Raw genomic sequence first — 2,512 nt, 5'->3', positions numbered from 1 at the left:
CACCCGAAGGAGCATTTTGAGATGGATACATCAGGCCGAAAAGCTAGAGTATTCCCGAATCGAGATGTTTCAGAGCTAGAGGGTAAAACGTAATTAGAACCTTACATACCGCAACCAGGGACTAAGCGTAGGGAAAGAATCAAAAGGTTGACAATTTTAGGAATCGTTGTTAAAAGGCACCGTCAATATATCTATCCCTGTCAAAGCGGTAATGGGGATATTAGCTCTAAGGATTAGCCTTGCTGCCTAGGGGCAATCATGAATCCCGTCAGACTCGGTGTATAGACGGCAACCTTAGATTCAAATCTTCTCTGTGTGCAACCGGGTAAGCCGAGGTTGAGTCTTGTATCTAGGTCGATTGATACAAGTAGCCAAATCGTAAGAAATGGTATAACTCTGGGCCCGGTAGAAGACTGAACCAAGCAAAAGCCAGAAGTCGAAAGACAACAGGAAAAACACTATAAAAAGTGTATAACTGACTGGATAGAGGGAAATCCCTCAACTCGTGCATAGTGCTGAATTTCAGAACTAATTCCGAGCCTTGGGACATAATACATCTAACTCTGCATTGTAATGGAAAAGATTGAATCGAACCCGAAAGGGAACGGTATCGTAACAAAACAAGCCACCGACTGGCATGCCACTGAGTGGAAGCGCGCCTACCGAATGGTAAGGAAACTTAGACGTAGAATATTCCGGGCGACTCGTGAAGGCAACTGGAAGAAGGTCAACAAACTGCAAAAGTTGATGCTTCGCAGCTACTCCAACATACTCACTTCCGTAAAACAGGTAACCCAAATAAATAGCGGCAAAAAAACCTCGGGAATTGACAAACAGGCGAAATTAAACCCCAAACAACGAGGAGAGATGGTCGATGCTCTAACCGACTATAAAACGTGGAAACCTATCCCAACTAAACGCATCTACATCCCTAAATCCAATGGAAAGCAACGGCCACTGGGAATACCTAGCATGACCGACAGATGCTTACAAGGCATCGTCAAGAATGCATTAGAGCCTACATGGGAAGCCCTCTTTGAATCCACATCCTATGGATTCAGACCGGGAAGAAGCGCCCATGACGCAAGACAAAAGATATTCGCAAATATTAAAGGGGAAAAAAATAAGAAATGGTGGGTATTAGACGCAGATATCTCAGGATGTTTTGACAACATTGCACACCAACCCTTATTAGAAACCATCGGTAAGTTTCCGGCAGTCAAACTCATAAAAGAATGGCTCAAGGCAGGATACATTAACAAAGGGGTATTCTACGATACAGAAGTAGGAACCCCTCAAGGTGGAGTCATCAGCCCCTTATTGGCCAACATAGCTTTACATGGATTAGAGGAAGAACTAGGGATTAAATACACCTGGATAAAAGACTCAAGGAGGGAAGATGGTGGATACTGGGGCAACAAAACAAACAGAGCATACATCCGCTTTGCCGATGACTTCGTAATCTTAACTGAAACCGAAGAAGATGCAGCGAACGCAAAGGAAATCACCAAAAAGTGGTTGGCCAAAAAAGGATTAATGTTATCTGAAGAAAAAACGAAAATAAGCCACCTAACCACCGGATTTGATTTCTTGGGATGGAATTTCAGGAAGTTTAAAACCACTAGAAAAAAAACCGGGTTAATAACCTACATCAAACCTTCCAAAAAAAGTATTAAAAAGGTCAAAGGTAAAATCAGGGAAGAACTTAGTAAGCTCAAGAGTGGGAAGCAATCCGAAGTTATCGGAAAATTAAATCCAATAATAAGAGGATGGAGTAAGTACCATGACGGAGCAGTATCAAAGGAAATCTTCAATAACCTAGACCATTACACGTACTGGAAACTGGAAAGATGGGGAAAACGGAAGCATCCCAGGAAATCCAAGAAATGGATTCAAAGAAAATACTTTGGGAAAAACTGCCCAGGTAGGGATGATAAATGGGTATTTGGAGATGGGTCTGAAACCCGGTATTTGACTAAATTCGCATGGACAACCATCGAAAGACACACTCAAGTACTGTTTAAGAACAGTCCGGATGACCCAGGATTAATTGAATACTGGGAAAAACGGAAAGAAAAACAAAGGGCAAAGACCGCTAAAAGTAGACTTTCCTGTGGAAAAGACAAAATTGCAAACAGACAAGGTTATAAATGCCCTGTCTGCAACCAAAACCTAGGGAATTATGACCAGGTGCATATACATCACATAATTCCAAAACATCTGGGTGGACTAGATAAGTACAACAATCTCATCTATTTGCACGAAGATTGCCATCATTCCATACATGCCTTGGGCGCAACCAAACCTGAAATCCTACAAAAACTAGAGGACGGGAAAAGAAAGCCCTCCTTGAACCGGAACAAAAGCCAAAAGGTACAAAGCCGGAAATCAAGGAAAAAACGGTTGAAAGAATAACGAGTTCTAAAGGGATTAGGTGCGCCGTGTACTTGGAGACTTGTTCGCACGGTGCTTAGGGGGCGAAGCGGGGGTGACCCCGCCGACCTACCCGATA

Annotated in this window: 1 protein-coding gene; it reads left to right on the top strand. The window is 42.9% G+C overall.

The genetic code is table 11. The features are described from left to right. The first annotated feature begins 573 nt into the window (after nucleotides 1-573). Entirely contained in the window at nucleotides 574-2,415 is a 1,842-nt protein-coding gene (ltrA, locus tag F6J99_RS44075) for a group II intron reverse transcriptase/maturase (protein ID WP_293123526.1), read from the top strand. Nucleotides 2,416-2,512 lie beyond the last annotated feature (97 nt).

The organism is Moorena sp. SIO4G3, assembly GCF_010692305.1.
Lineage (GTDB): Bacteria > Cyanobacteriota > Cyanobacteriia > Cyanobacteriales > Coleofasciculaceae > Moorena > Moorena producens_A.
Note: the sequence above shows the minus strand (reverse complement) of the source record. Positions and strands in the feature narration are given on the sequence as shown.

What these genes read in the sequence shown, in the direction of transcription:
- ltrA (WP_293123526.1), top strand. Translation starts at nt 574, where the DNA reads ATGGAAAAGATTGAATCGAACCCGAAAGGGAACGGTATCGTAACAAAA.